The 24,706-nt window shown below is 35.5% G+C and carries 22 protein-coding genes, 2 tRNA genes, 1 rRNA gene and 1 pseudogene; 12 read left to right on the forward strand and 14 right to left on the reverse strand.

Annotated elements, in window-relative coordinates; all coding sequences use genetic code 11:
• Nucleotides 1–100 (forward strand): 5S ribosomal RNA (gene rrf, locus IV494_RS12685); the annotation flags it as partial.
• Nucleotides 101–781: 681 nt separating this feature from the next.
• On the opposite strand, the gene IV494_RS12690 is transcribed toward rrf, so the two are convergent.
• Nucleotides 782–2,386, reverse strand: a complete 1,605-nt coding sequence (locus tag IV494_RS12690) for a BamA/TamA family outer membrane protein (RefSeq protein WP_196080514.1) — start codon at nucleotides 2,384–2,386, stop codon at nucleotides 782–784.
• A gap of 215 nt (nucleotides 2,387–2,601) precedes the next feature.
• Between IV494_RS12690 and nadD the strand changes: the two genes are divergently transcribed.
• The 3 genes from nadD (at nucleotide 2,602) to IV494_RS12705 (ending at nucleotide 6,162) form a co-directional block, all read left to right on the forward strand.
• Nucleotides 2,602–3,186, forward strand: a complete 585-nt coding sequence (gene nadD, locus IV494_RS12695; RefSeq protein WP_196080515.1) for a nicotinate (nicotinamide) nucleotide adenylyltransferase — start codon at nucleotides 2,602–2,604, stop codon at nucleotides 3,184–3,186.
• Between the two features lie 72 nt (nucleotides 3,187–3,258).
• Nucleotides 3,259–3,597: a DUF3817 domain-containing protein gene (locus IV494_RS12700; protein ID WP_196080516.1), complete on the forward strand. Its 339-nt coding sequence runs from the start codon at nucleotides 3,259–3,261 to the stop codon at nucleotides 3,595–3,597.
• Nucleotides 3,598–3,945: 348 nt separating this feature from the next.
• Entirely contained in the window at nucleotides 3,946–6,162 is a 2,217-nt protein-coding gene (locus IV494_RS12705; RefSeq protein ID WP_196080517.1) for a TonB-dependent receptor domain-containing protein, read from the forward strand.
• Nucleotides 6,163–6,252: 90 nt separating this feature from the next.
• Here the strand turns inward: IV494_RS12705 and IV494_RS12710 are convergent.
• The 3 genes and pseudogenes from IV494_RS12710 to ctlX all read right to left on the reverse strand — a co-directional run bounded on the left by IV494_RS12710 (nucleotide 6,253) and on the right by ctlX (nucleotide 7,912).
• Nucleotides 6,253–6,521: pseudogene (locus IV494_RS12710) on the reverse strand (Txe/YoeB family addiction module toxin).
• Nucleotide 6,522: 1 nt separating this feature from the next.
• Entirely contained in the window at nucleotides 6,523–6,741 is a 219-nt protein-coding gene (locus IV494_RS12715) for a DUF2683 family protein (RefSeq protein WP_196080518.1), read from the reverse strand.
• A 247-nt stretch (nucleotides 6,742–6,988) separates the two neighbouring features.
• Nucleotides 6,989–7,912: a citrulline utilization hydrolase CtlX gene (gene ctlX, locus IV494_RS12720; RefSeq protein ID WP_196080519.1), complete on the reverse strand. Its 924-nt coding sequence runs from the start codon at nucleotides 7,910–7,912 to the stop codon at nucleotides 6,989–6,991.
• Between the two features lie 73 nt (nucleotides 7,913–7,985).
• Here ctlX and IV494_RS12725 point away from each other — a divergent pair, with 73 nt between their 5' ends.
• Nucleotides 7,986–8,648, forward strand: a complete 663-nt coding sequence (locus tag IV494_RS12725) for a copper homeostasis protein CutC (protein WP_196080520.1) — start codon at nucleotides 7,986–7,988, stop codon at nucleotides 8,646–8,648.
• A 148-nt stretch (nucleotides 8,649–8,796) separates the two neighbouring features.
• Here the strand turns inward: IV494_RS12725 and IV494_RS12730 are convergent, their stop codons facing one another.
• A complete protein-coding gene (locus tag IV494_RS12730) occupies nucleotides 8,797–9,711 on the reverse strand; it encodes a dimethylarginine dimethylaminohydrolase family protein (RefSeq protein WP_196080521.1) in 915 nt (304 codons plus the stop codon).
• Nucleotides 9,712–9,996: 285 nt separating this feature from the next.
• Here IV494_RS12730 and IV494_RS12735 point away from each other — a divergent pair, with 285 nt between their 5' ends.
• Nucleotides 9,997–11,514 (forward strand): trypsin-like peptidase domain-containing protein, encoded by a 1,518-nt coding sequence (locus IV494_RS12735; RefSeq protein WP_196080522.1) that lies wholly within the window; start codon nucleotides 9,997–9,999, stop codon nucleotides 11,512–11,514.
• A gap of 72 nt (nucleotides 11,515–11,586) precedes the next feature.
• On the opposite strand, the gene IV494_RS12740 is transcribed toward IV494_RS12735, so the two are convergent.
• The 3 genes from IV494_RS12740 to IV494_RS12750 are packed head-to-tail and all read right to left on the reverse strand — an operon-like array spanning nucleotide 11,587 to nucleotide 13,836.
• Nucleotides 11,587–12,900 (reverse strand): serine hydrolase domain-containing protein, encoded by a 1,314-nt coding sequence (locus IV494_RS12740; protein WP_196080523.1) that lies wholly within the window; start codon nucleotides 12,898–12,900, stop codon nucleotides 11,587–11,589.
• 4 nt (nucleotides 12,901–12,904) lie between these two features.
• A complete protein-coding gene (locus IV494_RS12745; protein WP_196080524.1) occupies nucleotides 12,905–13,504 on the reverse strand; it encodes an HAAS signaling domain-containing protein in 600 nt (199 codons plus the stop codon).
• Nucleotides 13,501–13,836 (reverse strand): PadR family transcriptional regulator, encoded by a 336-nt coding sequence (locus IV494_RS12750; protein ID WP_196080525.1) that lies wholly within the window; start codon nucleotides 13,834–13,836, stop codon nucleotides 13,501–13,503. The genes IV494_RS12745 and IV494_RS12750 overlap by 4 nt, the downstream gene beginning before the upstream one ends.
• 311 nt (nucleotides 13,837–14,147) lie before the next feature.
• Here IV494_RS12750 and IV494_RS12755 point away from each other — a divergent pair, with 311 nt between their 5' ends.
• Both IV494_RS12755 and IV494_RS12760 read left to right on the forward strand, forming a co-directional pair.
• On the forward strand, nucleotides 14,148–14,402 hold the full coding sequence (locus IV494_RS12755; RefSeq protein WP_196080526.1) for an autorepressor SdpR family transcription factor: 255 nt from the start codon (nucleotides 14,148–14,150) through the stop codon (nucleotides 14,400–14,402).
• Between the two features lie 3 nt (nucleotides 14,403–14,405).
• Nucleotides 14,406–15,059, forward strand: a complete 654-nt coding sequence (locus IV494_RS12760) for an SdpI family protein (RefSeq protein ID WP_196080527.1) — start codon at nucleotides 14,406–14,408, stop codon at nucleotides 15,057–15,059.
• A 173-nt stretch (nucleotides 15,060–15,232) separates the two neighbouring features.
• On the opposite strand, the gene IV494_RS14970 is transcribed toward IV494_RS12760, so the two are convergent.
• Genes IV494_RS14970 through IV494_RS12775 form a run of 3 tightly spaced genes read right to left on the reverse strand, consistent with a single transcriptional unit; the run spans nucleotide 15,233 to nucleotide 18,708 of the window.
• Nucleotides 15,233–15,682 (reverse strand): hypothetical protein, encoded by a 450-nt coding sequence (locus IV494_RS14970; protein ID WP_230380157.1) that lies wholly within the window; start codon nucleotides 15,680–15,682, stop codon nucleotides 15,233–15,235.
• A complete protein-coding gene (locus IV494_RS12770) occupies nucleotides 15,683–16,063 on the reverse strand; it encodes a RidA family protein (RefSeq protein ID WP_196080528.1) in 381 nt (126 codons plus the stop codon).
• Between the two features lie 53 nt (nucleotides 16,064–16,116).
• On the reverse strand, nucleotides 16,117–18,708 hold the full coding sequence (locus IV494_RS12775) for a putative LPS assembly protein LptD (protein ID WP_196080529.1): 2,592 nt from the start codon (nucleotides 18,706–18,708) through the stop codon (nucleotides 16,117–16,119).
• Between the two features lie 55 nt (nucleotides 18,709–18,763).
• Here IV494_RS12775 and IV494_RS12780 point away from each other — a divergent pair, with 55 nt between their 5' ends.
• The 4 genes from IV494_RS12780 (at nucleotide 18,764) to IV494_RS12795 (ending at nucleotide 20,631) form a co-directional block, all read left to right on the forward strand.
• Nucleotides 18,764–20,059, forward strand: coding sequence for an N-acetylmuramoyl-L-alanine amidase family protein (locus IV494_RS12780; protein ID WP_196080530.1), 1,296 nt, complete (start codon nucleotides 18,764–18,766; stop codon nucleotides 20,057–20,059).
• A 60-nt stretch (nucleotides 20,060–20,119) separates the two neighbouring features.
• Nucleotides 20,120–20,191 (forward strand) — tRNA-Glu (locus IV494_RS12785).
• A gap of 89 nt (nucleotides 20,192–20,280) precedes the next feature.
• Nucleotides 20,281–20,535, forward strand: a complete 255-nt coding sequence (gene rpsT, locus IV494_RS12790; RefSeq protein WP_039349375.1) for a 30S ribosomal protein S20 — start codon at nucleotides 20,281–20,283, stop codon at nucleotides 20,533–20,535.
• A 24-nt stretch (nucleotides 20,536–20,559) separates the two neighbouring features.
• Nucleotides 20,560–20,631, forward strand: a tRNA-Glu gene (locus IV494_RS12795).
• Nucleotides 20,632–20,858: 227 nt separating this feature from the next.
• Here IV494_RS12795 and IV494_RS12800 read toward each other — a convergent pair.
• From IV494_RS12800 to IV494_RS12810, 3 genes are all read right to left on the reverse strand, one after another.
• Nucleotides 20,859–21,776, reverse strand: coding sequence for a T9SS type A sorting domain-containing protein (locus IV494_RS12800; protein WP_196080531.1), 918 nt, complete (start codon nucleotides 21,774–21,776; stop codon nucleotides 20,859–20,861).
• A 68-nt stretch (nucleotides 21,777–21,844) separates the two neighbouring features.
• Entirely contained in the window at nucleotides 21,845–23,320 is a 1,476-nt protein-coding gene (locus IV494_RS12805; protein WP_196080532.1) for an SUMF1/EgtB/PvdO family nonheme iron enzyme, read from the reverse strand.
• A gap of 432 nt (nucleotides 23,321–23,752) precedes the next feature.
• Nucleotides 23,753–24,691, reverse strand: a complete 939-nt coding sequence (locus IV494_RS12810) for a YihY/virulence factor BrkB family protein (RefSeq protein WP_196080533.1) — start codon at nucleotides 24,689–24,691, stop codon at nucleotides 23,753–23,755.
• Between the last annotated feature and the right edge of the window lie 15 nt (nucleotides 24,692–24,706).

Below are 24,706 nucleotides of genomic sequence, written 5' to 3' on the forward strand. Positions count from 1 at the left end.
TTTTAGCAGAGGGGCTCACCTGTTCCCATTCCGAACACAGAAGTTAAGCCCTCTAGCGCCGATGGTACTGCGTAAGCGGGAGAGTAGGTCGCCGCCAGTTTTTTTAAAAGCTCATCAATTTTTTTGATGAGCTTTTTTTTGTTGTAAATCTAGAAAGCTGTAATGAGTAAAGATTTATGGTCAATCTATTTTATTAGATTGAAAAAATAGACAATGAAATCATAGACTAAAAAATAGTGAGAGGAGATAATTGACACAAGACCATAGGTTAAAACTGCAAATAACAGTGAAACATTGCAAAGAATCATTATAAATACCAACACTCATATATCAAATCTTATTTAATTAAATAAAAGAAGTGATAGGGTATTAAGAATTTAGGAGGGAAATTTTAATATAATTGATATAGTCCGTGTATGATTCACCTATAATTTTTTGATTAATGAAAGTTGTGTTTTACTCCTTTTCTAATAAATAATAGATAAATATGATTATCTATAAATTTTATCACATTAATTTCATCGGAGTGAATTATCTGGATATAGGTCTCATTTTTATTCAGCAAATTAATCGGTCTTAATAACTTTTGTATTTTGTAGAAGGAGGAATTATTATTTTTTGGGAAGAAGAACAACATTTGATTATAGCCACGATGGGAGCGGCATCCTTTTTTGCTGGTGCTGATTTTATTATGATCAAAAAAATTGTAAGCAAAAAAGATATAGCGGACAGCGGGTTTTACGATTCGAAAGATGAAAAGATCTTGTTGCTCCTAACAATCCTAGAACCTGCTCAGAATACCCCAGTGGATCTTGGTGTCGCCAAATTTGATGGGATTTCCGAACTCATTTCCATTTGAAATCTGGAAACTCATCAAACCGATCGGGAGCACGAAATTGAAGCCCAGTCCAAAACTGTAAATTTTTGGTTTTAAGTTCAAACTTTTATTATTGAATTCTCCATACTGTCCAAAAACATCAAAAAATGCCTGCTCGCCGACAAGATATCGGTATTCAGCGGTGCCATAATAATATAGATCGGCATAAAGCGAATTCTCATTAAACCCCCGAAAAGAATTCCAACCGCCAAAACGTAATAATTCATTGGCAGCAAACTCATTTTTTGAATTCAATAAGGCAGTTTCGCCTCTTAAATTTAAATAATTGTTACCTGAAATATGAAAATTCCGTTCGGCTGAAAAGAGAAAATTATTTTGTGTTACCGTGGCATTTTCTTTATTATAGTTTGTCGAAATATAATCAGCTTCACCTCTGATGCGCGTTTTATAGAGAAAAAGTCCGACCTCGGAAGGTTCTGTAAACTCATACCAAACACCGATTCCTTGCTTTGTAAAATCTTTTCCCTGTGTGTACAATGTATCGATAATTGCCGAACTTTCAAACCTTCCGCGAAGTCCTAATTTTTGTCTGCTGCTTAAATGAAGGTAGATACTCGGTAAAAATTTTACAGTGGCATACGTAGAATCTTGCCTAAAAATATTCACATTGATGTTGGTACCGACATTTGATTTGAAAAGGTAAGGAATATCTGCTTGTAGATCGAAGGTTTGACCTTTATCAGGATTTCTCTGCCAAAATACGTTTACGGTTTCAAAGCGGTTAAACATATTTCGGAAGTTGACATTTAAGCTTCCATTAAAAGTAAATTTATTGGTTTTATCGTTCCCAAAACCAATGACTCCATCGAAACTGTTGGATCTCTTTTTTCTTAGAAATAAAAATACCTGCGTTGAATCTTTGGTAAACAGAGTTTGTGGTGGTTTATCTAAAAGTACGAAAGGATGATTTTGTAGGGATTGATTGATGGCGACTAAGTTTCTGTCATCATAGGTCTTGCCTTTAAATTCTTTTTCTAAATTTTTAATAAATCGCGTTGGTACTTTCTCATATCCTTTGATGACGAAAGCATCTATTTTTCTTTGATTCCCTTCGACAACGGAGATTTCAACCTGTGGAATATTATTTTTAATTCCGGTGAATTTAGATTTCACGCGATTAAAAGCGAATCCCTGATTGCGGTATTTCTCACTTATTTCTTTTTTTAAAGAGTCCAGGTTTTTAGTAAAGAATTCGGTTTTTAATTTAGATAATTTTGCCGCTTCGGCTGGAATAGTGATGTTTGCCTCGTTAAAATTCTTTCCTTTAACAAAATAGATCGAGGTAACATTTCCTTCCTTTTTCACATTCTTAACCTGAGTGAAATAATAGCTGTTTTGGGAGAGAGAATCTAAAAATTTGACTGCAGAAACGGAATCTTTTACAGTTGTTTTCTTATTATTTTCAACATCGATCAACTGATATTGTTTTTGCTGAGCTTTAAAAAAAACACAGAAGAAGAGGAGAAATATGGGGTATAAAATTTTCAACAAACAGATTCTTAATTGGAACTCAATTTACGCAAGTTTATTATATTTTAAAATTTATTTTTTGGTAAAATGATTTCAAATGTTGTGAATTTAAATAAGAAACAGATGTTCAAATTGCGATTTTTCGGAAGATGAGGATTAATTTTTTATCTTTAAACAATTATTAAAGGTCACTAAACTCCTTCCGGATTTAGAGTGTTTAAATTTAAAAATAGATGAAAAAAATAGGTTTGTTTTTCGGCAGTTTTAATCCCATTCATATTGGTCATTTAATTTTAGCCAATTATATTTTGGAGAATTCCGATATGGAAGAACTATGGTTTGTTGTAAGTCCACAAAATCCTTTTAAAGATAAAAAATCCCTGCTGAAAGATCATAACCGTTTAGATATGGTTCAAGTTTCCCTCAAAAATTATCCGAAAATGCGGGCGTCGAATGTAGAGTTTTCTTTGCCTAAACCGAGTTATACAATTGATACATTAACTTATCTGCATGAGAAACACCCCGATTATTCTTTCGCTTTGATCATGGGTGAAGATAATTTGGGTGGACTTTCGAAATGGAAGAATTCGGAAACTTTAATTAAAAATCAACAGATCATTGTTTATCCCAGAACCTTTGAGGGAGAGAAGAAAGATAACGAGTATTTGCAGCACGAAAATATTTCCCTGATCAATGCACCGGTTGTCGAGATTTCTGCGACCGAAATCCGAAAGATGATCAAAGACGGAAAAAATGTTCGGCCAATGTTGCCGCCAGAAGTTTTTGAATATCTGGATGGAAGCAGTTTTTATAAGTAATGACCAAGCTATTCCCTTTTTAAATCCTTAGATTTGCAGTCGTCTATCTCAGAAATAGTTTAATCATTCTCCATGCAATTCATAGAAAAATTCTTTTCAAAATATTCCGAAGAAAAACTCACAAAATGGTTTCATCAAATTTGTTTTGCAGAAGCAGTTTCCTGGTGTTTCCTTTTCAGTGCAATGATCTGGATCCGGTATGAGCGGGATGCACTTCTACCTACCATTTATATTATTATCGTGGGAAATATTCATGGGCTCTTTTTCAGCCTTTATCTTTTACTGTTAACTTCTGCAAGAAAAATTTTCAAATGGGATGATGAAGATACCGTCTTTGCAGTTATCTCGGCGTTTTTTCCTTTTGCGACAATTTGGGTAGAGAAAAAACTGGCCCGTTTTGACCGGGAGTAATTCTTGATGTAATAATAAGCCTATATAAAAATCTAAGAGTGGAAATTTTCCACTCTTTTTTTGTTTTTTATATGTAATACTTTGTAAGTTTCAGATGTTTTATTAAAAAGAAGGGTAGTTGTTTGAAAGTTTTCGAACTGATTATCAATTCATTAGTAATATATAAAATATTATTTTACTACTTTGTATTGCATAATACTAATATATTCACATATCTTTGCATTGTAATACTACTAAAAAAACTAATCATCAAAGAAAAGAAGGAAGCAAAAAACTAATAACCGAAACTAATAACCTTCACTAAAACTAATAATAGCGCTTCCTTTTTTTATTTTTAAAACTTAAACCATGAAAAAACTAATTGTCACCCTCTCGCTACTGTCTGGATTTGTTGCTTTCGCACAAGGAAATCAAAAAACAGATTCTGTTAAAGTTCAAAAAATAGAGGAAGTTGTAATGACGAAAAAAGTTTTCAAAAAAGAAAGCGATCGGTTCGTTTATGATGTTGCAGCGTCTCCCGTTGCAAAAGGAAATACTGCTTTTGGATTGTTAAAAGAAACTCCACTTGTTTCTTCTACGGACGATAAAACTTTAAAAATTGCAGGAAAATCAAACGCCGTTATTTATATCAATGGAAGAGTAACGCAAATGGATGCAGATGGTTTGGAGCAATTTCTAAAGAATATGCCCGCAGAAAACATTCAGAAAATCGAAGTAATTACAATGCCTGGAAGTGAGTTTAAAGTTGAATCTACAGACGGAATCATCAATATTATTTTGAAAAGGAAAACCACAGATGGTTTGAATGGAAATTTGAGATTGTCTAACGAACAGTATTATTATAATGCAACTGCAGCCGGAGTAAGTTTGAATTACAGAAAAGATAAACTGGGCATTAGTGGAAATGTAAATACCAGCGAAAATATTGAGCGAAAAGAGTACGTTGTTAATAACGGAAATCAGAAAGGAAGTACGCGTTCTGAAGGTCCAATTAATGATCCCAACAAAAATTTGGGCGGTTATTTAAACGTAGATTATCAGTTAAACGATAATAGTAGTTTAGCTTTAACTTACAATTCCCGTGCAAATAGAAGTTATGATTCTACCATCGATTTCTTTAATACAACGATCGATTTAGTGAAAGACGAAACAAAATATTCTTTAACTAAAAGTAGCGAAAACGCCCGTTCTTATAATAATTCTATCAACTTAAACTATGAATTAAAGACAGATTCTTTGGGAAGTAAATTAAATTTGAACGCAGCTGCATTGCTTTACAGAAGATTTCAATCTTCAACTAATTCTACCTTTGCATCGGATATCAATCGAAATCAAATGTCGCAGACTTTGGGAATTATGCAAAATCAACCGCAAATCATCAACAACTTTTCGGCAACGGCAGATTATATTAAAAAGTTTAAAAATGATTTGAAGATTTCAGTTGGTGGAAATTTTAACAAAACGAAAACCGATAATGATACAAAATATGATGCTTTCGATTTCCGTACGGATACTTCCGTGCAAATGCCAAATCATTTTCTCTACGATGAAAATATTTATGGTGCCTATGTAACCCTTGAGAAATCACTTTCTCCGAAATTTTCCGGTAAAATTGGTGCTCGATATGAACTGACGCAAAGTGAAGGAAATTCTGACAATGCCCAAGATGAAAGATTGAGAAGCATTAAAAGAAATTACAATGAGATTTTACCTTATTTGAGTCTGAATTATGCAATAAACGAGAACAATAATATTTCTTACGCTTTTTCAAGTCGGATGAAAAGACCGAGTTTTTGGGAATTAAATCCGGTGAAAACATTATTGACAGATGTTAATTATACCCAAAATAATCCTTTCGTAAAAGCTTCTTCTGTCTATAAACAAGAATTGACTTACATGTACAAAAATTCTTATTTTTTAATTCTGAATCATGCTTTGGTGAAAGATAATATTACGGAAGTTCCTTTGCAAGGAGTAATCGATGGGGTAAATCAGGTGAGATATATCAGAACGAATTTCGGCACAAATCAGGAATTTGGCGCCATGCTCGGAATGCAGAAAAGCTTTTTCAAAGGATATTTATCTTCAAACTTCAATGTTGGAATTCAGCATAACAGAAATAACGGAAGTTTGAACCAGGATCCATTAACAGGAGATCTATTTCCACTTTATGAAAACCGCAGAAATTCAACAAGTTTTACAATTCAAACCAGCAATAATCTTCAGTTAGACAAGAAAAAAACTTGGTTTTTAGGCGTAAATTATTTCTACATTGACAAACAAACTATCGAATTAGGAGAGCTTGGAAAATTGATGAGTTTAGATTTCACCGTGAAAAAACTTTGGAACAACTGGACTTTCTCTGTAGATCTAGATGATTTTTTAAACACTCAGTTGATCTCCATTACCGACAACCAAGAGAATGGAAACTTCAACAATATCACACAGAATCGATTTACAAGAGGTGTAAAACTGACGATGGTTTATAATTTTGGAAACCAAAAAGTGAAAAAAGTAAGAGATATCGATAGTGCCGACAAAGAAATTAAAAACAGAACCAGATAAACTGAATTTTTTCATACTAGATATATTGTTATCAAAAAATCCACAGCTTAAAGTTGTGGATTTTTGATTTAATTTTGAGGATATTTATCTTTATTTTAGATAATGTCCGTAAGCAGAAAGAATAAGGACGGTTTCATTTTCTACTTCGTAAATAAGTCGGTGTTCTTTATTAAGTCTTCGTGACAAAAAACCGAGAGACTGTGTTTCAAAGCTTCGGGTTTTCCTGTGCCTGTGTAAGGATGAACTGTGAGTTCTTCTAGAAACGATAACATCTTATTTAGTACCACTTTATTTCCTGCCTTTTTATGTAAGGTAATGTCTTCTTTTGCTTTGGTGGTAAAATCTAAATAATAGGACATGCTATAATCCTAAAAATTCTTTCAAGTTTTCTTTTTTTACTCGAGTTACTTTCCCGTCTTTAGCTTGTTTCTGGCTTTCCAGAATTTTAGCTACGAATTCAGGATTATAAGGTTTTTCTTTTACTTCGAATTTAATTTTTAAAGCTTTTGCAAACGCTATCACAGCATTTGCTTCTTCAGAAGTGTTTGGCTCTAAAATAAAAATATCTTGTGTTTTCATTTTGATAAATATAATAACAAATGTACAAATTTTAGAAAATAGAAAAATAGCTGATTTGGTAGATGATTTAATATTAACCATTTACTTGGGTGAATCTTGCAGACGAATGTATTAAGAACAGAACGAAATAAGAATTGACACTATTAAATTATGTTTTTCAAAAAAAATCCACAATAATGATATTGTAGATTTTTGATGTTTTGTTCAACCTTGTCAAGGATCAAAACCTTGACAAGGTCTGTTATAATTAATTTTTCGGTAAGAAAACTTCTGCCAACATGCATCTTGCACTTCCGCCACCATTTACTTCAATTGTATTTAAATCTGCATAAATAATTTCGCAATGCTTTTCAATTCGTTCAACTTGTTCTTTAGTTAAAGATTTGTAAGCCGTTTCACTCATTACCAAAAACTGCGTGCCTTCTTCATTCTGAACCTGCAGCATATTACCTGCAAACTGTTGAAGCTGATCTTCAGAGATTTCGATCAATTCTTTATTGGTTGATTTAATGACTTCCTGAACTTTTTCTCTTTCCATTTCGTCATCAATACAATCCAGACAAATTACCACAAATTGTTCTGCAACGCACATCATCACATTGGTATGATAAATGGGTAATCGCTGATCATTAACATTTTGATAAGAATGAAAAACGACAGGTGTAAAATTAAATTTATCACAGAATTTTCTAAATAATTCCTCGTCTAAACGAAGGGAAACTGAGCCGTAAGCGATTTTATAATCGTGATCGAAAATCATACTTCCGGTTCCTTCCAGATATTTTTCTTCGTGCTCAAAATGGGAGAAATCGTCGACTTCATCAATTTTGAAACCTTCTTTTTCAATTGTTTCTAAAATTTCCGGACGACGCTCAACTCTTCTGTTCAAGGCAAACATTGGGTAAAGAGCAACTGTTCCATCTTCGTGAAAACTCACCCAGTTATTTGGGAAAATAGAATCAGGCGAATGTGGATTCAAAGTATCTTTTACCGTGATCACATTCACGCCTTTCTTGCGCAATTTGTCTGCGAAATTGTTGAATTCCTGAAGTGCTTTTTCCTGAATATCTGTTTCTTTTTGTTCTTTTTGAAAATAATTATTTTCGGCAGTTTGGGAATTATAACCGAAAGCAATCGGTTCTACCATCAAAACGGTACTGGCTGTTTGCATGAAATATAAGTTTTAATCAGCATTGAGTTGCTATTGAACAAAAATACTTAAATTTATAGATAATAAAAAATAGATGTTAGAAATTGCTTGTTTTGAAATTACTTCTGCTGAAACTGCCATGAAATCAATGGCTGATCGAATAGAGTTCTGTGATAACTTCGAACTCGGTGGAACAACCCCCGATTTTTATGAGTTTTTACATTTGAAACGTACTTCAAAAACTCCTGTTTATGTGATTATCCGCCCGAAAGGTGGTCCGTTTTTTTATTCTGCGGAAGAATTTATTCAAATGAAAAGCAGCATAATCATTTTTAAAGAAGCCGGCGCAGATGGATTTGTCTTTGGAATTTTAGATTCGCACAACGAAATTGACGAAGCGAAAAATTTAGAACTTCTGGAACTTGCAGGCGAAATCCCGTGTACTTTTCACCGTGCTTTTGACAGAACTTCAGATCTAGAAAAATCCATCAAAACTTTAATTAAATTAGGATTCAAAACCGTTCTGACTTCCGGTGGGAAATCTGATGCTATGAAAGGTAAAGAAAATCTGAAAAATTTGGTTCAAAAGTATTCTGATCAAATAGAAATTTTGATCGGTGGCGGCGTTCGTTCGGATAATATTTCGGAATTAAAAGAATTTACGGGCGGAACAAGTTTTCATTCCTCCGCAATTTTAAAATACGATACATTTGTAACAGAAGGTGAAATTAAAAAATTGAAACAGGGTTGTTCTTAGAATTTTTTCTTACTAAACATCAGATTTTTTATCCAATAACTTCAATAAAAGCTGCGATTAAAAATCGCTTTCTTAAAGCGAAAAGCTTTCGCGGCCGTAATTTTTGAAGTGAAGTTGTGTAATCTGTGCGTTTTTCTGTGAATGGAAATTATTCTCTCACCAAAGGCAGAGTAGAACATCTCAGCAAACCACCCATTTTCGAGATCTCACGATACGGAATTTCTTCAACCGTCATTCCCCACTCATTTCTGAGGTGATCATTCATTCGCGTAAAAGATGAATCAGAAACGACGATCTCCGGAGAAATAGAAAAAATATTTGGATTCATTTCAAACATTTCCTGTTGCGTTACGTGGAAACAGTTTTCTTCACCGAAAATGTCCAGAAGCAATCTATAATCACTTTCATCTACAAAACCGTCTTTGTAAATAATGCATTTATCTTTTCCGATCGGGTTAAAAGTACAGTCTAAATGAAGAATTCCTTTGAAAGGATCGGTGTCGTTCTTTTTTAATTCCAGATCGATGATTCTCTTTTTTGGAAAATATTCTTTTAAGATTTCAATAGCGTATTCGTTGGTTCTTGCTGTTTTAAAATTCCTGTAATCTTCAGAAAAACAGGTTCCAATAAATAGAAAATCATTCCATACGATCACGTCGCCGCCTTCGATATGAGCCGTATCGGGAAGATTGATGATTTTTTTCCAGCCAACTCTTGCGAAGATTTTCCGGTAAGCATCCTGTTCATCATATCGGTCCTGGATGATATTTGAAATGATCATTTTATCATCGATCACAAAAGCCACATCACGCGCAAAAACCTGGTTGTAATCATTAATTAAACCTGGTCGGTAAACTTCAACATCATGTTTTCGCAACACTTTTTCAAATTCCGACATTTCATGAACGATCCCTTCTTCTGTCGGATAAATCCCATTTGAAAGAGAGTGATAACTTTTTGCGTCATAGCTGTCTTCTAAAGAATGAGGATGGCCCATTGAATTAGGCATTCCGAGTACTACAGATTTTAATTTTCCAGTTTCGTTGGTGATGTTGAGATTCATAAATAAGTGATTGTGTCAAATTTAAACAAAGCAATCGAGTTGCGAAAATTTTATTAATAAGGAACAAAAATTTATGGTCGTCACATAATATACACAATGTGACAAAATGACAATTGCTCTTCCTTTATTTTATGAATAAAAACCTAAGAATTGCTCAATATCATTAAAATATTATAAATCTTGTTAATCTTTCGTTAAAATTGAAACAAAGCATTTCTTCCGAATACCTATCTAGCATTAAATTTGTTCTCCTATTATTAACAAAGTTTTTTAAATTATATGACGATGAAGAATACTCTCAAAAAACTAATACCTTTTGCTTTTGTAGGGGTAATCTCCGGAGCGACCACTTTCGGAGCGATCAATTATTTTAATGGAATTAAAGGAAATTCAGATTTTTCTTATTTCGCACCTAAAACAAGCGATGCAAAATATGCATCCTTTAATATGACCGGAGTCGGCGACGATTTCGTCAAAGCTTCAAAAATAACGGTTCCGGCTGTAGTGAGTATAAAGAATTACTCTAACAAAACTGCAGGAAGAAGTGAACAGGATATGTTTGACCTGTTTTTCGGAAACCCTTTCGGAAACAATCAACCCAAGCAACAACAGCAGCAACCGCCTAAAGATATGCCAACAGGAATGGGTTCTGGTGTAATTATTTCGCCAGACGGTTATATCATTTCCAACAATCACGTAATTGCTGGTGCCACAAAATTGGAGGTGGTACTTTCTAACAAAAAATCATATATTGCTAATCTTGTAGGAACCGATCCTACTACAGATATCGCTCTTTTGAAAATCGAAGAGAAAGGTTTGCCTTATTTAAATTTTGCAAATTCTGATAATGTAGAAGTTGGTCAATGGGTTTTAGCCGTTGGAAATCCGATGGGCTTAAACTCAACTGTAACCGCAGGAATTGTTTCTGCAAAAGGAAGAAGCATTGACCTATTAAGCCAGCAATCCAGAACTCCGATTGAGAGTTTTATTCAAACCGATGCCGCCATTAATCCCGGAAATTCCGGTGGTGCTCTGGTAAATCCAAATGGAGAATTGATTGGAATTAATGCCGCGATTTCTTCTAAAACAGGATATTATGAAGGTTACGGTTTTGCAGTTCCTTCAAATTTAGCCAGAAAGGTTGTGGAGGATATCAAACAGTTTGGTTTGGTTCAAAGAGGTTTCTTAGGTGTAGTTCCTTTAGATCTTTCTGATCAGAGACAAATTGCAGCTTACAATCAGCAGAAAAAAACCAATATTAAAACCGGTGACGGCGTTTATTTGATAGATGTTGCTGCGAAAGGAGGTGCAGAAGATGCTGGTTTAAGAAGTGGCGATGTTATTACTAAAGTTGACAACGTAGTTATTTCAAGTTATTACGACCTATCATTTGCGGTAGGAAGTAAAAGACCCGGAGATAAAGTTGCCGTTACTTATACCAGAAATGGTAAAGAAAATACAGTAAATGTTACGCTAAAAGATCAAAAAAATGGCACTTCCACAAGAAGTAAAGCTGATCTTTCGGTAACTGAAAAAATTGGCTCAGACTTCGAACCACTGAGTGATAAATTCAAAACCGATTACGGCTTAACCAGTGGTGTGATCGCCAAAAATGTTGTCGATGGTAATGAAATGTCTAAAATTGGGATCGTTGATAATTACATCGTCATTGAAGTAAATGGTAAACCCGTCAATTCTCAGAAAGATGTTGAGAAAATCTTACAGGGTTACAATGGAAATGTACAGGTAAAATATGTAGATGAATATGGAAGAATTACAACAAGAGGTTTTAAAATGCCTTAGGAAATTATAAATTATTGAAAGAAAAAACGCAACTTTTACGGTTGCGTTTTTTTATGAACTGGAGATTTTTTTCTACTCTTTATCGAAATTATAAATTTTACCTCCTTGATTCAGAATCATTTTTTTCTCAGCTGGTTTAAATTCTAAAACAATTCCTGCCTGATCGAATTTGAAAATATTTTTATCTGTTGCTTCCAGTGGAAAAGCAGATTGTCCCGTCGCTTGAGCCATTAATGTTGTGTCACTTTTGGTGACTGTAACTTTCAATGGAATGTCTTTGCTGGAGTAATTCCCTAGATATTGATCCAGATCTTCCGTTTTTAAATCGATATTTTTAAAGGTTGGAATTTCATAAGGCTGATTAAAAACAGCGCTTAATAATGCGATTGCAATGTTATTGTTGGTGTAATTACTTCCGTTTGAAGTAAACGCAAATGAAACTTTTTCTGCCGGGAAATAACCGTAATTTGAAGTAAATCCATCTATTCCACCGGTGTGACCAAAAGCTTTCTTCGTTCCAAATGGCATCTGAAATAGTCCGTAACCGTAATTGTCTTTCAATGTTTCCATGAGTTTCAAACTTTTTTCTGAAATAATTTTTCCGCCAAAAAGTGCATCTGCAAACTGAAGTAGATCGCTTGGTGTGGAAACAATTGCTCCGGCTCCAAGCGGAATGCTCATGTCGGTCTCCGGTTCTTTTTTCCATTCATTTTCGTAATGGTAAGAATTGGCTTCATTGTTTTTTAGATTTATTTTCCGGCCGAAATAGGTGTTTTTTAATCCAACTGGTTTGATAATTTTATCGGTCAAAATTTCTGAATAGGGTTTTTTATACACTTTCTCCAAAATGAAACTTAGCAGAACGTAGTTTGAATTGCTGTAATCAGCTTTGGAATCTGGCTCAAAATCAATTCCGCCTTTTTCTATAATTTCCAGAAGTTCCTTTTCAGATTTTTTCTGCGTGTTCCATTTTAGATAATCTTCCGAGCTTGTGAAATTATGAATTCCGCTTCTGTGGTTCAATAAATTGCTGATGGAGATCTTGTTTGCATTTTTAATGGAAGGAAAATATTGATCAATTTTTGTATCCAATGAAAGTTTATTTTCTTCCATGGCTTTTAAAATCAAAGCACTTGTAAAAGATTTTGAAATGGAGCCGATCCGGTATTTCGTGGTTTCATTGGGTTTGGCTTTGGTTTCTACGTCGGAATATCCAACAGATCTGGTGTAAATAATTCCGTTTTCAGAAAGAGCAACACTTCCCATAAATTTATTGTTGTTTTCTAAGGTCTGGAAATATAGATCCAGTTTATCTCTATCCAATTTCTGCGCAAAGAAAGTGGTGCTAAAGACCGTTACCAAAAGGAGAACTATTAATTTTTTCATGGTTTTATTTTTTTTTGTTAATGGATTTTTTAAATTTTAGAAGTAAAGTGATAAGGAGATAAAAAAGAATGATTGACAGTAGCATCACGGGAATAAACCAGTTGCCTAATACTTCCGTAATTGCAGTGCGATCAGAATCATTTGACATCCCTAAAAGCAGAAACGAGTTATTTTTGTAGAACATTCCAATTTCTGTGGGGTTCAGTATTTTCGCACCGATCATGAAAACAAAGGCGAAAAGCATCACATATAAAATAAAGAAAATGATGTAGGAAATGCCGTTCGTGAAATTTAAAACGAGGGCTTTAAAAATATGAACCGGATTAAAAGTTCGGGTTGCCTGTTCCAGTTTTTTATCAGCTACTAAAGGTTTTAAAACTTCTTCCGGAGTTCCCAATTTTTCCAGAATATCCAACAAATTATCAATTTCTTTTCCTTCTTTGTTGTGATTGAGAGCTTCGAAAATATGGCTGTTAAATTCCATATAAATGTCGTCCTGATTTTGAGTTGATAAAGAATTTGTTGCTTTCCTGATCCTCTTCATATAATCATCGTACACTCTTTTGGAAGCGGCTTCGGAGAATTTTATGCTGGCTGTTTTCATTGTACTATTTTTTTTATTGCGTTTTCTAGATCCGTCCAGTACGTATTCATCTGCTGAAGTGTTATTACGCCAATTTCTGTGAGCGAATAGTATTTTCGAGGGATTCCTGTTTCCTGTTCTACCCATTTTGATTCCACCAAATTTTCCGTTTTCAGGCGGTTCATTAAGGGATAAAGCGTTCCTTCTGCAACTTCAATTTCGGTATGGGTTCTTATTTGTTCAATGAGTTCATAACCGTAATATTCATTGTTTTTCAGAATGTTCAGCACAATAAAAGTAAGCGTACCTTTTTTGACTTGTGATTTCCAGTTCGTAACAAATGTCTCATTCATTTTACAAATGTATAACAAAATACATAGCATAACAAAGTACATTGGTAAAATAATTTGATTTATTTTTAATTTTTGAGATTTGGTGCGGTTTTGCTGATTAAATAAATTTTAAAATTGATTGTAAAATTTAAGATAAGTTGAATTTTCAAACTCTTTTTAATTGCAAAAAACGAATTAATCACTGCAAATTCTTACTCATTCTGTGATTCGGGAATAGATAATTATTAAAGAAATTGTTCTCAAAGAATTCTGCCATAAAACAGTTGCATATATAAAATAATATTTAGACATTTGTCTAAATAACTAAATAAATGAATTCGCTCTTTAAGGCTCTCAATGATGAAACGCGCAGACAAATTGTAGATCTCTTAAAAGAGAAGGATATGAATGCCGGAGAAATTGCAGCGCATTTTAATATTTCCAAACCCAGTATTTCTCACCATCTCGATATTTTGAAACAGGCCGATCTGATTACGAGTGAGAAAAAAGGACAGTTTGTCGAATATTCCCTGAACACAAGCATTTTAGAAGATTTATTAACCTGGATACTCACCTTAAAAAAATAAACCATGAACCTTAAAAAAGAACTTCCGCTGATCGCAATTGTGCTGTTGCCTTTTGTTTATATCGCTCTGATATGGAATAAATTACCGGAGAAGATTCCGGTGCACTGGAACTTTGAGGGTGAGATTGATCGGTATGGGGAAAAAATAGAAATTCTTCTCATTCCGATTTTGCTGCCGTTGTTGATTTATGTGATATTCCTGGTAATCCCGAAAATTGATCCCAAAAAGAAACTGAATAATATGGGAAATAAGTTGCAGACTTTAAAATTTCTTTTAACTACTTTAATGTCCGGTTTAGCTTTATTCATCATTTATTCAAGCCAGAGCAAAACTTCAGCGAGTCCCAATATTATCTTTTTATTCATTGGTGTTTTATACGTGGTTTTGGGGAATTATTTTAAAACCATCAAAGCCAACTATTTTATTGGGATCAGAACACCGTGGACTTTGGAAAGTGAATCGATCTGGAAAGAAACACACTTGCTCGGTGGAAAACTCTGGCTTATCGGTGGTTTAATGGTCATTATTTCCGCCCTGTTTATAGAGGAGAAGTTGAATGGTGTTGTGTTTTTAATCATCACAGGAATTATAACGGTCGTTCCGGCAGTCTATTCTTTTTTACTTTTTAAACGAGAAAATAAAACGGCGCGAAACTGATGTTAGAATATGAAAAACGATGTGGTAACAAAGAAACACTCGTTGTTCTAGCCCCGGTTGCAACGGCATCCTTTTTCTTTTTTTTAGGAAAAAAAAGGAAAAGATAGAGTGGAAAGCGGTTAAGGTTTTTGGGAGAAGCGAAAATCCTGGTGCTCCTAAAAGAAAAAGTATTTCTATTTCTTATTGGCAAGTCTCTGCAATTTTCTCTTCTTCCGTTTGTAAATGATTTCGGTGATCTTTCCGCCCATCCATGCGCAGGGAAAAAAGGTGAGGAAGATCAGTATTTTGTAAAAAGTAGGGTGGTATGGATAAATAATAATATCGAGCATGGCGATAAAAAGCAAAATAAATCCAATTAAGATCGCGTAGGCAACTTTGGCATATTTCACGAGTACTGCAGTTACAACACCACCGATCGTTGCGCCAATTCCGGAGGAAATAAGGAGCGCTACGAAGAAATAAGGTTTGTGTTCCATGGACTGGAGCAGACTTTTCCAATGCTTGAAGGGCGCGTATTCTTCATAGGTGATCCAGGCTGAATTTAATCTTACACCCAAAGAAATCAGGATCCCCGCTACGGTAAGACCCACCAGAACTGCAAAAGTATTTCGAAGGAAATTCATTTAAAATTGATGTGCAATCATTGAAATTTCTATATCAACATTTTTTGGCAAACAGGAAACCTGTACCGTTTCTCTTGCCGGAAAACTTTCCTGATCAAGATATGATGCGTAAATATCATTCATTACCGCGAAATCATCCATATTTTTTAGAAAAATGGTTGCTTTTACGACATTTTTAAAAGTCATTCCGCCTTCTGTTAAAATCGCTTCCAGGTTTTTCATTACCTGATGCGTACCTTTCTCAATGCCTTCTACAAGCTTGCCAGTCTCTGAATTCAAAGGAATCTGTCCGGAAATGTAAAGGATTCCACTGGCGAAATTTGCCTGTGAATAGGGTCCGATTGCGGCAGGAGCTTTCGAGGTAGAAATGAGTTTTTTCATAATGACATTATTGGGCAAATATAAAACTTATGTTTTAGTATTTAAAATTGATTTTAGAAAGGTGCGTTCGGTTGTGTGAAACTTCGGTCTTTATATTTCAAAGCATCCCGTAAAATATTGGCCTTGATCCCGATGAAGAAATCGTAAACTTTATATTGGCCATACGGGATCCAGTTAAAGTTGATGGTAAAACTTCTTTGATCACGGGAGAAACCAAGTCTTGTGTTAGCAATTTGTTTTGAAATTACGTCGTAATAAAGGTTTCCACTAAGACTCCAAAACGGCGTTAATTTTAAACTTCCATCTAAACCAACTGAAGCCATTTTGTTTCCGAAACGCGTTAGACTTCGGGTATAACTGTATTGTGCGTTGATATTTAAAGTCCAGGGTTGCGTAAACCGGGCGTAATCATCATCGTCAAAATAATAATTTTCATTCCGGATTTCTCCTTTTTTAGTGTATTTTTTAGAGAGGTCCTTTTTTTCTTTTCCACTGAATGTTTCGCTACTCAAAGGGTAGGAGAATTGTGCATTAAATCCCTGAATACTGAAGTTTCCGAAATTTTCGGTCCGAATTCCGGTGTCTGAACCTGGTGCAAAAATAATTTGATAAGGTTCCAACGTCAAACTCGTGTTTAAATTTAATTTATCGAATAAAGTGGTTTGACCATTAAAACTGAAAATAGACCATTTGTACTTTGGTGCTGCAAAATTATAATTGGTGTTGAAATTTAAACTTTCGAAAATCTTGATTTTTCTAACGCCGGTAGAATCTTTTTTCGATTTCACTTTCATCTCCAGATTGTTATTGATGGCAAAACTTAAAGCTTCAACCAAAGATGAATTTGGCGAACCGATAATTCCTCGGTCAAAAATAGAATAGGGCGTTAATTCACCGCGGTCACTGTAATAATTTTTATAATATCCAAAACCTGGAGAAGAAAAATCAGGGGAATAATTGAATCCAATTTGAGGCGTCATCATGTGGCGAATCGCCTGGATCGCAGAACCTTTTTTGAAATTCAGCATGCCATAAAGTACAGTTTGCAAACTTGCACTTGTAGAGAAAGAAGAGTAACCTGCAATTTTTTTATTCAAAACATCTTCCACCTGGTTGCTTACCGGATTGTAAAATCGGGTTACCGTTTTCGTTGTTAAAGCATTATCAATATTGGCAGAAAGTGAAAAAGTGAAATATTTAGCAACCGTGGTGTTGGTTCCAAGTGCGATGTTGTTTTTCAAACCTGTCTGGAGTTTATCAAACATAGCTTTCGTGAAAAGCTCGCCTTCATTGGTCTGAACATAATTATTAAAATTGAACCCGGTGTTTACAGTAATGTTTTCCAGAAGTCCTTCGCGAATTCCGGTTTTAGGCTTGAATAAATAAAACTGATTGATGGCAACATTTAAAACCGGTAGCTTCAGATCGGCTAATCCTGTAGAGAAATTTTGGGAGTATGAAGAAGTTCCTGTAATGGTGATCGGTAAAGTAAGAAACCTTTTCACTACACTTACGCTGGAATTTTGCTGGGCGTTTAGATTATTCTGGTTAAAGGCGTAGTTGTTATTTACGGTGTTGTTATAAAACTTATTACTTACCACATCTACCGACGCTGCGAAGGTCAGGAAAGGGTTCGCCTTGCTGTCCTGTTGATGTCGCCATGCAATTCTGTAAGTTCCGGTTTTGGAGTAGTCAGAAAGACCCTTAATCCCTCGAATAGTGGTTCCAATATCTGCCGAAAAACTTCCGGTATATCTGTAGTTTTTCTTATAATTCATTTCTGGCCGAAGATTCCAGCTTCCTTTCGTGTAAATATCGGTGAGAATTTTCAAATCGAAATGTTCGCCGATCGGTTGATAATAACCGAGGGAATTCAGGAAAAATCCGACATCTTCCCGTTCTCCAAAACTTGGAATTAAAATACCGGCACTCCTTTTATCAGAAAAAGGTAAAATGGCGAAAGGCATGATCAATGGAGTCGGAACCTGCTCAATATACAATTGAATTGGACCTGTTATTACCTGTGATTTATTTTTTCCTTTGATAAGTTTAATGTTGGGAGCAAGCAAATAATAATCTGCGATCGTGTCTTTTTTCTTGATGAAATATTCGTCGGTGGTGTATTTTCCACGTCTCATGAAAAAGACAGAATCATTGTATTTTTTTGTCTTTTCAGCCACGATCACGCCTTCACTTTCTTCGGTTCTGGCGTTGAAAGCAATTGCCTGCTTCGTTTTCAGATTGTAGGAAAACTGATCGGTTTCGTACGTTTTTCCTCCTTGTGTCGTTACTACAGGGACTTTTACTTTCCCCAAAGAATCTAATTCTCCGCGGGCGAAGATCAAAGATTTATCCCAATCGATAGAAATGTAATCAGCCTCAATTTTCATATCCTGATATTTGACTTCCGCCTTTTTGTTGAGGTAAGTCATTTTTTTAGGAATATCGTTGCGAATATTGTCGGCTTTGGTTTCTACAACTGCTTCCAGTTGTTCTTTTTTTACCTTAATGGTATCAGATTTGCGGACAGGAGCAGTAACTATCTTATTTTCAGGCAATTTTTGAGCATTCAATTGTGCTAAAAAATTGTTAAAAATTAGGATAATTAGAATTAGTGATATATTTTTGGAGCCGGTTTTGACCAAAGCGATTTTTTCTGTAATTTGTGGTCAAAATTAATACAATTTTTAAAATTTAAAGATGATTACCCACAGTTTTTCTATTAAAAGATATTTTTTATTATTTTTCGTACTGTTATTCACGTTGAGTGGCGCACAGAAAAAATTTACCATTGTTCTGGATGCAGGTCACGGCGGAACAGATATCGGGACCAACCGAAAATACAGCGATCTAGGGACTGTTCGGGAGAAAGATATCACCTTAGCGATCGTGTTGAAGCTTGGCAAAATGCTTGAAAAGGACAAGGATTATAAAGTGATTTACACGCGTAAATTCGATGAATATCCTTCACTTTCAGAACGAACAACTTTGGCAAACCGCAGCAAAGCAGATCTGTTTTTGTCGATCCATGTAAACGCATCACCATCGTCTTCTACAGAAACTAATGGAACGGAAACTTTCATTCAGGGACCTAATCAGAACCGAACCAATTTAGAAGTTGCCAAAGCGGAAAACGACGTAATTTATCTGGATGAAAAAGATAGGGAAATGTTTGCTTCCTATGATCCAAAGTCTCCGGAATCTTTAATTGCGCTAAAAATTCAACAGAGTAAATATTTAGAAAGCAGTTTACTGATCGGAAGTTTAGTAGAAGAAAACTTTTCAGGAAAAGACAAAAGATTTTCGCGTGGTATAAAACAAGCCGATCTGCACGTCTTGCGGATGAATGCGATGCCTTCCGTTCTTATCGAAACAGGTTTTGTGAACAATTATGAAGATGCAAGTTATCTGTCTTCAGAGAAAGGGCAAAATGATATTGCAAACAGTATTTTTGATGCGATCCAAAAATTTAAAAAGGCGCTGGAACGAAACGGTGGAGAAAAAGGACATCCTAAACTTGCAGAAAAGCCAGAAGAGAAACCATTGAAGAATGATTTCAGGATTTTGCTGATGTCATCTCCTTCAAAATACGGCGCTGGTGATCCTGCATTAAAAGGATTAAATTACATTCTTCCTGTTAAAGAAAACGGATTTTACAAATATTATTACGGCACGACCAATTTAGCTTCGGTACGGGATGCCAATTTAAAAACGGCCAGAGATGCCGGTTTCAATAATGCAACATCAATTTCCTTTGTGCCGAATCAGAAGTTGGGAATGGGCTTTTACACCTTAGAGATCGCAGTAACTGATCAGAAATTAAGTTCTAATTCCTATATACTCAATTCATTGAAAGACGTGAACCGCGATAAAGAAAACGGTAAGTTTTACTACACCTATGGTAAGTTTTACAGCCTAGAAGAAGCCATAAAAACTCAAAAAGAGCTGGAGGAAAAAGGCGTAAAAAATACCGTCGTTCAAAAAGTTTTCAAATAAGAACGCAAGATTGTTGCAGAATCAAAACATAATTGATATTTTTGCAGTCCTCAAAGCAAAGGCCTATTCGTCTAGTGGTAAGGACTCAAGATTTTCAGTCTTGCAACAGGGGTTCGATTCCCTTATAGGCTACTTTTATTGAAAGTTTTGAAAAGTTTTATAAATAATATTTTGTAATCAAAAAAAGATTATTATCTTTGCACCCAAGTTTTTAGAAAGATATGGCAAATCATAAATCAGCTCTGAAAAGAATCAGACAAAGCGAAAAGAAAAGATTAAGAAACAGATACTACCACAAAACTGCCAGAACAGTTTTGAAAGTATTGAGAAGTGAAGAAGATAAAGCTGCTGCTGCAATTCAGTTGCCTTTAGTAATCTCATTGTTGGATAAATTGGTGAAGAAAAACATCATCCACAAAAATAAGGCTGCAAACCTTAAAAGTAAGTTGACAAAGCACGTTAATAAATTAGCGTAATTTTATAAAATTCAAAGACGCTCTGGCCCGTTCGTCTATCGGTTAGGACCTCAGGTTTTCATCCTGGTAAGAGGGGTTCGACTCCCCTACGGGCTACTTAACTTCCGAAATTAATTTTTCGGAAGTTTTTGTTATATATGGATATCTATATTTTTTTAATTCATTAAATGATCAATCATAAACTCTGTTGTCTTCCGTACCGCACAATTAAAGAGATTTTAATGTAGAGTTCTTCAATAAAAAAACCGAAGCAGAATAATTTCTACTTCGGTCCCTTTCATCATTTGTGTTCTAATTATCTCTGAGAATAGTGTTACGCTTTTCTAATCTTTCTTGATTATTTTGTATACTTCTTCTCCTTCCGTTGTTCGGGTTTTCATCATGTACATTCCGGCACTCAATGTTTCTAAGTTGATTGAAGGATCTTTCTGATTAGGTTTTGTTTCCATCACCTTTCTTCCGGTACCATCGTATATCTCGATATTTAAAACATTTTGAGGTGATTTTAAATAAAGCATACTTTTCGTAGGATTAGGATAGATCTGCATCTTGGTTTTCGTCAGCGCAGTGGTTGTTAATGTGGTGCAATCTGCAAGTACTGTAATATATCCCATTTTTATCTTCGTGTCGTTACCGATATAATTAGCCGCAACTAATTTTACCTGATAAGTTCCCGGAGCATTATACGTTACATCTACCGTTTTGGTAGAAGCTGTTGCTGGTGTTCCTCCCTGGAAGGTCCACGTCCAACCCGTTGGTTTATTTGTAGAGGTGTCAGTAAATTTAACAGGACGACCTACACAAGTTGTGGTTTGATCGGCTGTAAAATCAGCAACAGGTGCAAGGATCGGACAAGTATCTGCCGTTTTTCCCACTGAAAACCCATCACCAGTTCCGCCAAAGTAAGCAAAGAAATGATAGGGTGTCGCACAAGATAAGCTCATCAAAGTTTCTACCGCCGCGCCATCATTGATCCCACCAAAGTAGGCAAACTGATTAAAAGGGGTGCCGCAACTTGCATTGTCAGCAATTGTTTCTACAGCTGCTCCATCTGCATTTCCGCCAAAATAGGCAAACTGATTAAATGGAGTTCCACAGGATAGATTCTCTACCTTTTCCGTTGCAAACCCGTCTGAATTCCCACCTCTAAAAGCATATTCTTCAAAAGTCTGGGCGATCATAATTGTCTGGAAAAGAAAGATGAGACTTAAAACCTGTATTTTGGTTATAATTGTTTTCATCTTCTAATTTGATTTAATTGTTAAAATAATTTTGTTGAAAGTTGCCTTTCGTTTCAAATTAGAATAGATTATCTTACTCCTCTACCACCGTAATCTCCGACTCTTGTAGCAATAACAGTTTCACTTCTGTCCGAAATTCTCATTCTCGGACTGCTGTCGGTATTGTAACCAGGAGCTAAAAAATGACCTCCTCTTGCGATCATTCCAGTATTATCCGGCCAGTTCAGTTGATTAGAATCTCCGTCGGTCGCTGCATTAGTAGATAATTCCCCATCTCCTAAAACGCCGGTATAAGTACTACCACCCGCAGTTTTGGCTGCAACTGCTAATTCAGAAACATTTCCGCTCATTTCCATAGCACCGTAATATGCTGCTGATGCAGATAAACGTCCTGAAGCTCCTGTTGCGGTAAAGCCGACTTTCACCGGTCCTGCATAAAGAAGTTGCTGATAGCTCGGTCCTGTAGTTCCGTAATTTGCTCTACCGTTAGCAACTGCATTGGAGCCTTCGTTTGGGGATCCTGCATTTACAACTCCTGCGGCAGTGATCGATGCCAAATCTATTGTTCCCCAGGCAAATTCGTTCGCTACCGGCACCAAAGGACCACGGCAGATCTTCTCAAATTCTATTTCACTCATTGGTCTCAAAGCGGCCCAATCCAGGTAAGCAGAAACATCATTCCAACTCAACTGACTCATCGCAATATTTTGTCCATCGTTGAGGTCATCAAAATCTCCGGGAGTCAAGTCGCATCCATAAACTGCTGGAATTGCTGCATTGCTTCCCGGGACTTTTATTTTCACTCCGTTCCTGTAAGTATTGTCAAAAGCAAATGTCGCTGCCGGAGAATTTGGACTGGTTACCGTTCTTCTTGCCTGTTGCCCATAAGTAAGACTGTTCAAAAATTCTACATACTGTTCCTGAGAGATTTCGTATTTCATAGAATAAAAGCTTGCCCATCCTTTAGGAAAAGCACCTGGCGCAGAATTTCCCGTTCCGATTGCTGCAGAACTAATGGAGCTGTTTCCTGTAATTTCGTATTTCGTAAAAGCTCCCGTTGAAGTACCATCACCAATCCAATAAGAAGTAGTTTGTGGGATATTGACCATTTCTACGCCGAAAACTTTGAAGTTATAATTCTCGTAATTGGCAGCTGCGATATTCATTTTTAGAGTTACTGATGTTGAAGGAATATTTCCACCACCGTCAGCATTTCTGTGTACAAAAACTCCTTTACCATCGGTAACTGCATCAACTTTTAGCAATGTTCCCGAAGTGTGATCTCCGGACGCCATGCTCAGATCAGCCTGTCTCCATAATTTATCTGCACAATCCTGATATTTGATAAATACCCAGACTGCATCGAAGTTTGCGGGAGCAATCGTGGTTTTCCAGCTGTTATCCCATTTAATGTTGAAGGTAACTTTGCCGGTGGCTGTGTCGACCGATGTTCCTGTAATTTGAACGTTGTTTGCCTGCGTACTGATTGCAAACAAACTCATTGCAGCTATTGCAATTTTCTTAAAGTAGTTTTTCGTGATCATTTTTTAAGTATTTAATAGTTATTAATTATTTTTAAGATTTTTGATCGATACTTACAATCTCAATCTATTGTTTGATGTAAACCAAAGGTATAAGACCTCTAAAAAATTGATATACCCAGAATTGGGTATATTTTAAAAAATTTCAGTTTTAAAAGTGGGAAAATGGTTTTCTAAATTTTCTCTGAGAGAAATAGAGAAGTATCACAAATATCTTTATTTCGAACTCAGAATTAGTACGAATTCTAATGGAAGGAATTTTTCCCAGGTTGTGAATTACCGTGATGAGATTTTGAAGAATTAAGAATGCTCTTTGAAGTATTTTGAGTGAATGTTGAAAACCTTCGAATTCTCAGCGAAGATCTTAGTGACCTGTTAAATAAAAAAAACTCCTGAAAAAGTTCAGGAGTTTAATAAATATTTTTAAAGTTTAGGTTACGATTTATTTTCCGGAACAGCTTCTTTCGTCAACAATGATTCTGCGTAAAGCTTTTTAGCACTCCATTTTGCATGTCGCGATGGAACTATTTTGTAACCTTTCCGTTGAGAATAAACCTTCGTAAATTCAGCACCGAAGAAAATCAGCATACAGGAATAGTTGATCCAGATCATAATTAAAACAACAGTTCCCGCTGTTCCGAATGCTGAAGTTGGCTTTAATTCAGAAAAATAAAGACTCAGCAAAAATTTTCCGATCGTAAAAAGGATTGCGGTAAGAAATGCTCCGGACCAAACGGCTCTCCAGGAAATCTCCGCATCGGGCAGAACTTTAAACATAAAGGCAAAAACCAGCACGACTAAAATAAATCCTACAGAGAAATTCACAACCTCCATTAATAGGTAAGTTTCTAAACCTAATCTTGAAGTGATATAATGATTCATTAAACTGATGGCGGAAGAAAGGATCATGGTGATCATCAATAAAAAACCGATAACCAAGATCATTCCGAGGGAGTTCGCGCGATCCAGCAAGAATTTGATCACCGCTTTTTTGGGTGCAGATTCTACATCCCAAATGTCATTCAAAGCTTTCTGCAGTTGGAAAAAAACAGTGGTTGCTCCAAATACAAGTGCAAAAACGCCCACCGTTTTCATAAATATATTGTGCTTGTCGATAAGTGCTCCTGCAATAATACCTTCGACGCTTTTCGCAGCATCTTCGCCCATCATCGAATTAATTTGACTGCTGATCTGTCCCTGAATAGCTTCCTGTCCGAAAAAGTTTCCCGCGATCCAGATGATAATTATTAATAATCCCGGGATCGAAAATATCGCGTAATAGGCTAAACTCGCAGAATCTTTCGTGGCAGAAGAATTGTTCCACTCCGTAAAAGTCTCTTTTAAAGTTTCCCAGAAAAATTTTAATTTCTTCATGAATGATCTTCTTTA

The organism is Kaistella gelatinilytica, assembly GCF_015679325.1.
GTDB lineage: Bacteria > Bacteroidota > Bacteroidia > Flavobacteriales > Weeksellaceae > Kaistella > Kaistella gelatinilytica.

What these genes read in the sequence shown, in the direction of transcription:
- IV494_RS12760 (WP_196080527.1), top strand. Translation starts at nt 14,406, where the DNA reads ATGAACCTTAAAAAAGAACTTCCGCTGATCGCAATTGTGCTGTTGCCT.
- IV494_RS12735 (WP_196080522.1), top strand. Translation starts at nt 9,997, where the DNA reads ATGAAGAATACTCTCAAAAAACTAATACCTTTTGCTTTTGTAGGGGTA.
- IV494_RS12755 (WP_196080526.1), top strand. Translation starts at nt 14,148, where the DNA reads ATGAATTCGCTCTTTAAGGCTCTCAATGATGAAACGCGCAGACAAATT.
- nadD (WP_196080515.1), top strand. Translation starts at nt 2,602, where the DNA reads ATGAAAAAAATAGGTTTGTTTTTCGGCAGTTTTAATCCCATTCATATT.
- IV494_RS14970 (WP_230380157.1), bottom strand. Translation starts at nt 15,682, where the DNA reads ATGAATTTCCTTCGAAATACTTTTGCAGTTCTGGTGGGTCTTACCGTA.
- IV494_RS12705 (WP_196080517.1), top strand. Translation starts at nt 3,946, where the DNA reads ATGAAAAAACTAATTGTCACCCTCTCGCTACTGTCTGGATTTGTTGCT.
- IV494_RS12810 (WP_196080533.1), bottom strand. Translation starts at nt 24,691, where the DNA reads ATGAAGAAATTAAAATTTTTCTGGGAAACTTTAAAAGAGACTTTTACG.
- ctlX (WP_196080519.1), bottom strand. Translation starts at nt 7,912, where the DNA reads ATGCAAACAGCCAGTACCGTTTTGATGGTAGAACCGATTGCTTTCGGT.
- IV494_RS12715 (WP_196080518.1), bottom strand. Translation starts at nt 6,741, where the DNA reads ATGAAAACACAAGATATTTTTATTTTAGAGCCAAACACTTCTGAAGAA.
- IV494_RS12730 (WP_196080521.1), bottom strand. Translation starts at nt 9,711, where the DNA reads ATGAATCTCAACATCACCAACGAAACTGGAAAATTAAAATCTGTAGTA.
- IV494_RS12745 (WP_196080524.1), bottom strand. Translation starts at nt 13,504, where the DNA reads ATGAAAACAGCCAGCATAAAATTCTCCGAAGCCGCTTCCAAAAGAGTG.
- IV494_RS12800 (WP_196080531.1), bottom strand. Translation starts at nt 21,776, where the DNA reads ATGAAAACAATTATAACCAAAATACAGGTTTTAAGTCTCATCTTTCTT.
- IV494_RS12750 (WP_196080525.1), bottom strand. Translation starts at nt 13,836, where the DNA reads ATGAATGAGACATTTGTTACGAACTGGAAATCACAAGTCAAAAAAGGT.
- IV494_RS12740 (WP_196080523.1), bottom strand. Translation starts at nt 12,900, where the DNA reads ATGAAAAAATTAATAGTTCTCCTTTTGGTAACGGTCTTTAGCACCACT.
- rpsT (WP_039349375.1), top strand. Translation starts at nt 20,281, where the DNA reads ATGGCAAATCATAAATCAGCTCTGAAAAGAATCAGACAAAGCGAAAAG.
- IV494_RS12780 (WP_196080530.1), top strand. Translation starts at nt 18,764, where the DNA reads ATGATTACCCACAGTTTTTCTATTAAAAGATATTTTTTATTATTTTTC.
- IV494_RS12725 (WP_196080520.1), top strand. Translation starts at nt 7,986, where the DNA reads ATGTTAGAAATTGCTTGTTTTGAAATTACTTCTGCTGAAACTGCCATG.
- IV494_RS12805 (WP_196080532.1), bottom strand. Translation starts at nt 23,320, where the DNA reads ATGATCACGAAAAACTACTTTAAGAAAATTGCAATAGCTGCAATGAGT.
- IV494_RS12770 (WP_196080528.1), bottom strand. Translation starts at nt 16,063, where the DNA reads ATGAAAAAACTCATTTCTACCTCGAAAGCTCCTGCCGCAATCGGACCC.
- IV494_RS12700 (WP_196080516.1), top strand. Translation starts at nt 3,259, where the DNA reads ATGCAATTCATAGAAAAATTCTTTTCAAAATATTCCGAAGAAAAACTC.